This window comes from Citricoccus sp. (assembly GCF_035445025.1).
Taxonomy (GTDB): Bacteria; Actinomycetota; Actinomycetes; order Actinomycetales; family Micrococcaceae; genus Citricoccus.
The window spans coordinates 1-6,633 of sequence record NZ_DAOMPX010000086.1; the positions used below are offsets into that span (position 1 = coordinate 1).

Sequence of the window (6,633 nt, forward strand, 5' to 3'; positions counted from 1 at the left end):
GGGCCGTCGTGGTCCTGCCTAGAGTCCCAGGCCCTCGCACAGGGCGCCGGCGAGCGCGTCGCCGTCGAAGTCCAGCTCGACCGTGTCCGGCAGGCCGTCGGCCAGGGACGGTGTGATGGGGGTGTCGCGCGTCAGGACGAGGGGTTCCTGGACGGGCAGGCCCACCGAGCGGAAGTAGTCCTCGAACTTCGTCCCGTCACCGCTGATCGCCTCGGACGCATCGGACACCACGGCCCAGCGAGCCGGGATGCCGTAGGCGTTGGCCACGATCACCCCGTGCAGGGACGTCGAGACGATCCGTTCACACGAGGTGATCTGGTCCACCACCGAGCGCAGGAAGTCCTCGCCCACACCGGTCAGGCGGATGTCCGCCACCCCACCGAGCGAGAGGTCCAGGTTGTCCTGGGTGACGTGCCGGATGAACCCCACCTCGTGCTCCTTCGGGCCCTCGTGCCCGGGGACGAAGCGGGGGAGGAGCAGGGCTGGATCGCCATAGACCTCCGGGCAGGTCCCCCCCGAGGCGATGACCTCCTGACGGGTGATCGGCCCGCGGACGGCGAGGTAGCGCGCGTCAGCGGAGAGAGCATCGCCGCGGCGCGGGGTCCCGGCGCCCCAGACGGTCGACCGCCCGCTGGCGAACTTGATGACCGAGCCGATCGCCAGGAGCCCGTCATTGCGTCGGCCGAACAGCGGGGGGCGGCCGGTGACCCACTCCACGAGCCAGGGGCTGAGCACGTCTCCGAAGTTGCCGGGGTACGGCGTCTTCATCCACCACATCCTCGGCCTCTCGGCCGGGCCCAGCCCCAATGACCGGGCACGTTCCTCCCGCCCGAGGTCGTCACCGAGGGACCGGGCGCGCGCCGCGATGTCCGGGCTCCCGTCAGAGGCCAGGCGCTTGACCTCTGCCCGTGCCTCGGCGAACAACCCCTGTTCGGAATACCGGACCGCCAGTTCCTGGCGTGAGGCGTCCAGGCCAGGGTGGAGGTCGAGCTGACGACGCAGGACGTCGACGGCCGCCTCGGGTTGCCGCGTGATCTTCAGGTACCGTGAGAGGCGCACGGCCGCCTCGGAACTCGCGGGCACCGCGTCCAGCGCGCGCCGGGCGAGCTTTACCGCGGCCTGGCGGTCACCCGTCTTCATGGAGTCCACGGCCTCGGCTCCGAGGACGTACGAACGGGCCTGGGGGCTGTCACCGAGCTTGCTGTGCTGCGTCAACTGGCCCCGGAAGGCAGAGACATTCCCGCTGTCACCGTGGACGAAGACATGGCGATCGGTCAGGGCGTCCGTGGGACGGGCCACGAGATCCGGCGGGAGGAGGCCCACCGAGAGCATGGTCTGGTGCCGCATCCACGCCTCCTGGAGCACATAGTCGTCCGTGACGCGCTCCTCGGTCTCCTGCTCGATGGACACCATGAGGTCCAGGAATTCCCGTGCCTCCGCGGTGGGCCCGAAGTACAGGAAGGACGGCACCCAGAAGCGGGCCGTCTGGAAGGGATCGAAGTCCCGGATGTACCGGTACCGGCCCCCGAACCCGGCGAGGTCGAAGCGGCTGCCGCGCAGTTGCTCGGGAACCCCCACGAGTCTTGTGTCGACGTCCACCCAGAGGATGGCCCCGAAGCGTTCGTGCATGCGTCGGTAGAACGCGACCTTCTCCCGGGTGATGGCACCCCAGTCGAGACCGTCGGCGGGGAGTTCCTCGATGTGGTGCGGCATGCCCTGCCGCTCACAGTCGGCGCGCAGCCGATCCGCGGCATCGTGGTAGTAACGATCACCGGCGTAGAAGCTGACCAGGGTGGGCAGTTCCGGCGTTCCGGACGGGAGCAAGGCATTCATGGGAGATCAATCTATCGGGATGGGCGGGTGCTCCCGAATCCCGCCATGCCGTGGCGGTACGGTGGTGGGACACGTGCCGTTCCCCGGCTCCCCGGTGACTGGGCCGCGGGGAGGCATGTCGTTGAGCGATCGTTGACAGACAGGACCTGGCATGCATGAATCCCGAGAAGCCTCTGACCCCCGTACTCACGGCGACAGAGGAGGGATTCCCGCAGTGGCCGGACGAGCAGTCCGGAAGGGTCGCAGGCTGGCCGGAAAGGCACTGCGCCGCCTGGGCGTGGACCAGGACCCGGCCCAGGGGAAGCGGCCAGGGCCTCCCCCTTCCGGGGGCGTCCCGGTCGACGGCGCCATCACTGATGACCGTCTCATCGCCGATCTGAGAAGACGTGTCGCGGCGCTCGAGCAACAGCGTCAGGACCTGTCCCTGTTCCGCTCGGCGGTGAGCCTGGGCCTGGGCCAGGCCGGCAACCCGATCCCGGGCGGGATCTCTCAGGCCGGTGCCCGCCAGCACGTGCTGTCCACGATGAAGTCCCTCGGCAGCGAGGCGGTGCTCGCGCGTGACCTCGAGCACGGCCGGCCGCTGGACCTCTCGGTGATCCACATGGTCCGGAGCCTGTTGGCCCAGCGCCAGCACGTCAGGGCACGGTCCATCGGGCATTCGCTGCTGAACAGCCCGGAGACCAGACTCCTGGGTCATGCCGCCGTCGGGCTGGTGGCCATGTACCAGAAGCTCTACGAGCTGGCCGAGCACCATTTCACCGCGCTCGACGTGCAGACCGCGGTACGGCTGGTACCCGCCGAGTGGCTGGACTTCCGCTTCCGCCAGGACCCCGACCAGGCCTGCCGGGACGTGTCGGCCCATCCCGACGCGACCCTGGCCTCGGACAGCCTGCGCTTCTTCGTCGTCATGCTGGCCGTCCGCGAACGCCGCGACGTCTTCGCCCGCGAGCAGTTCACGGCGCTCGTCGCCGATCGTGGTGACGCCCCCGACCTCGAACCGGCCCGGTTGGAGGACTACCGGTGGATGCGCCACTGGATGCGGTTGAAGGAAATCGAGTCCCACGGACAGCCCGACTGGCGCGATGGTGCGGTGAACATCGGCATCCTGGACTACAAGCAGCCCGACTTCCTGCGCCAGTCCAGCAACATCGGCGACTACATCCAGACGATCGGGGCGCTGACCCACGTGGCCCGGTTCCAGAACCTGGGTTTCCGCGGGGACGCCGACGTGACGGGGACCCTCGAGGTCCTGCAGAAGCGCACCAACCCGACGTTCCGCGCCGACCTGGCCGCGGACACCGAGGTCAACGTGGTCCGGGTGGACCGCGACGACACCCATCGGAACCACCTGCCGGCCAACACGTGGCTGGTGGCCTTCGGCTGGTACATGCATACCCCGTTCGACGGATCCTTCGACTTCCCCTTCGCGGACAACATCAACCCGATCTTCATCTCCTTCCACGTCAACCGCCGCGAGATGCTCACCGACGAGGCGGTGGCCTATCTGAAGGAGCACGCCCCGGTCGGTTGCCGGGACTGGACCACCGTCTACCTGCTGCGCAGCCTCGGCGTGCCGGCCTTCTTCTCCGGTTGCCTGACCACCACCGTCAGCGCGGTGTTCTCCGAGGCCGATGGGTCCACGGGGCCGGCTGCCGGCCGGGCCGCGGGCCGCGTGGGCCAGCGGGTCGCCGTCGTGGACAAGGGCCTCACGCCGGCGATCAAAGCACTCATCCCCGCCGGCGCCACCGTGGAGACCATCACCCAGGCCGACCCGTCCGTCGGCTGGTCGGGCATGGGTGACAACGTCGAGGAGGCCCTGGAGCTGCTCGAGCGGTACCGGGGCTTCGACCGGATCATCACCTCGCGCCTGCACTGCTACCTGCCGGCCACGGCCCTGGGATGCCCCGTCGACTTCACGCCCGGGCGCCAGGGTGACGTGCGCTTCGACGGGCTGCTCGACATGACTCCCGGTTCCCCGGCCCTGGCGGCCATCCAGGACGGCATCCGTTCCAAGCTGGAGGCCGTCTACCGGTCGATCCTCTCGGGAGCCGGCAAGGACGAGGTCTACGCGTTGTGGCGGCAGATCACCGCGGAGGACGTCGCCGCCGCCGAGGCGCACTGCTCCCGGCCGTTCACGCTCCCGGAGCCACAGTTCGACGTCGGCGCCGCGTGCGAGACGATCCTGGCCGGGCGCCGTGACTTCGGTGCCGCCGGGGTGAACCCCGAGGCGGAGGGCACCGGTGAGGACCCGGCACACGACACCGTCCACGTAGCCCTGGCCACGGATCAGAACCTGCGCGCCGAGGTGCCGGTCGTGGTCCAGTCGATCCTGTCCGGGTCCTCGCGCCCCGTGCACTTCTGGGTGCTCACCCGCGGTCTCGACGACGCCTACTTCTCGGCCCTGGCAGAGACCTTCCCGGAGACCTCGTTCACCTTCCTGCCGTGTGACGAGGTCCACTATGGCGAGATCGCCGGGATGCTCAAGCACATCACGGTCTCCACCATGGACCGGCTGCTGCTTCCCCTGCTCATGCCGGACCTCGACCGGATCATCTACCACGACATCGACGCCGTGACGGTGGCCGACATCGCGGAGCTGTACGCCACGGACATGACCGGTACCCCGCTTGCCGGCCGGTCCTCCAAGGCGAGCTGGGCCGAGAGCGGCTTCGGCAACGTCTACCGGGCCGCTAACCGGCTGGATGCGCAGACGGCCTCCGAGCTTCGCCGGGGCATGCACGACACGATGGAGTACGACTTCACGACCTTCAATGCGGGAATCCTGGTGATGGACCTGGCCACGATGCGCGCCGACGACTTCTGCCATCGCTACGTGGGCATGGCCGGCGGATACGGCATGAACGACCAGGAGATCCTGAACTGCTATGCCGGCCGGAACCGGACGGTACTGGACCCCCGGTGGAACGCGGTGCCCCAGCAGGAGGTCGCGGTCGATCCGAAGATCATCCACTGGGCCGGTCCCGCGAAGCCGTGGCGTCCCGAGTACGTGGTGCACCAGGACGTCTGGGACGGGTACGTGGCCGGTTTCGAGGAGCGCGCCGCACGCGCCGGGACCCGGGAGGTCCTGGTGGGCACCAACGTCCAGGCCGGCTCGTAGGGCGGGTCACGGTCGTCGCAGGGTGGGGGCCCCGGGTGCGCAGGACGCCGAACCCGGGGCTCCGGTGGCGAGCGCCGGACACGCGGGAGGCTCCGTCGTCATGGCCGGTGACTCGGTGACTAGGCTTCGTGTATGACGTGGTTGGTGACCGGCGGGGCCGGGTATATCGGTGCGCACGTGGTGCGCGCTTTGCAGGAAGCCGGGATGCGGGCGGTGGTGCTGGACTCGCTGACCAGCGGTCACCGGTCCTTCGTGCCGGAGGCGGTGCCGTTCGTGGAGGCCGATGTCAACGACACCGGGCTCGTCCGTACCGCCCTGGTGGAGCACGGGGTCACCGGGGTGATCCACGTGGCCGGGTTCAAGTATGCCGGGGTGTCCGTGCAGCGGCCCCTGCACACCTACCGGATCAACGTGACCGGCACCGCGAGCCTGCTGGAGGCCATGCAGTCCGCCGGGGTGGAGCGGATCGTGTTCTCCTCCTCGGCCGCCGTCTACGGCACGCCCGGCGTCGACGTGGTCACCGAGGACACCGCCACCACACCGGAGTCCCCGTACGGGGAGTCCAAGCTCATCGGCGAGCGGCTGCTGGCCGGCCAGGGCCGGGCCACCGGGTTGCGGCACACCTCGTTGCGGTACTTCAACGTCGTCGGCTCCGGGGAGGTGAGCCTGCCGGACACCTCCCCGCACAACCTCTTCCCCCTGGTCTTCGATGCCCTCGTGGCCGGAGGCGTCCCGCGGATCTACGGTCAGGACTATCCGACCCCGGACGGCACCTGCGTGCGCGACTACGTCCACGTGGCCGACCTGGCCCAGGCCCACGTCGCCGCCGCCCAACGCCTGCAGGAGGGGGAGACCGTGGAGCCGGTCTACAACCTCGGCTCGGGGCACGGGACCTCGGTGCGGCAGATCATGGACACCGCGGCCGCCGTCACCGGGATCGACTTCACCCCTCAGATCCATGACCGCCGTCCGGGGGACCCGGCGAGGATCGTGGCCGAGGGGCAGCTGGCCGCCCGGGACCTGGACTGGCGCATGCGCCACTCGCTGGAGGAGATGGTGTCATCGGCCTGGGCAGCCAGACAGGCATGGCCGACCTCCCGGTAGTGATTCCCGTCACCCTCCGGGGTGTTGGCCTCCCCGGGGCGCAGCTCCAGGACGGAAGCGCACGGCGGCCTGCCGGTGCTGAGGAGACCGGCCTCAGGCCTCCCGGACCGTTCCTGCCGAGGCCGAGAGCAGCGCCGACGACAGGTCCTGCGCGACGGCCGGGGCGAGGTCGGAGGCGGAGACCAGCTGCAGCGTCACGGCGGAGGCGTTCGGCCACGACCTCGATTCGAAGGCCTTTCTGGCCACCCGTAGGCGGAAGGTGAACGGCAGGACCCCCGCCTCGTGCACCAGGTGCAACAGGACCGTGCCGTGGTCCTCGGCCAGGTCGAGGGAGTAGGCCTTGCCGGCCACGTCGATCTCGGCGAACAGCCTGCCCGTGGCCTTCGGGTTGGACCACGGGGCCGTCAGGGTGAACCCCAGGTCCTTGGCGCCCTCGCCCTCGATGTGCAGCTCGCCGTCCCAGCGCAACTCCATCCCCTTCAGGGGGCGGGTCACCGGCAGGTGCAGGGCGATGTCGAACGCACTCGCCCGGAAGCGGCCCACCGGCCGGTTCGACGGCACGGGGATGCCCACGCCGG

4 protein-coding genes are annotated in these 6,633 nt (G+C 69.8%); 2 read left to right on the forward strand and 2 right to left on the reverse strand.

Annotated features, from left to right (window positions below):
* Window positions 1–18: 18 nt before the first annotated feature.
* On the reverse strand, window positions 19–1,833 hold the full coding sequence (locus tag PLJ28_RS14440) for a polysaccharide pyruvyl transferase family protein (protein WP_183524733.1): 1,815 nt from the start codon (window positions 1,831–1,833) through the stop codon (window positions 19–21).
* Between the two features lie 214 nt (window positions 1,834–2,047).
* Between PLJ28_RS14440 and PLJ28_RS14445 the strand changes: the two genes are divergently transcribed.
* Complete coding sequence (locus PLJ28_RS14445) at window positions 2,048–4,951, forward strand: glycosyltransferase family 8 protein (protein WP_183524736.1); 2,904 nt, start codon at window positions 2,048–2,050, stop codon at window positions 4,949–4,951.
* A gap of 132 nt (window positions 4,952–5,083) precedes the next feature.
* The gene (gene galE, locus PLJ28_RS14450; protein ID WP_183524739.1) at window positions 5,084–6,055 is read left to right on the forward strand and encodes a UDP-glucose 4-epimerase GalE; all 972 of its coding nucleotides are present in this window, start codon (window positions 5,084–5,086) and stop codon (window positions 6,053–6,055) included.
* Window positions 6,056–6,148: 93 nt separating this feature from the next.
* On the opposite strand, the gene PLJ28_RS14455 is transcribed toward galE, so the two are convergent.
* Window positions 6,149–6,633: hypothetical protein (locus PLJ28_RS14455; RefSeq protein WP_324590299.1), on the reverse strand; the 485-nt coding region annotated here is incomplete at its 5' end.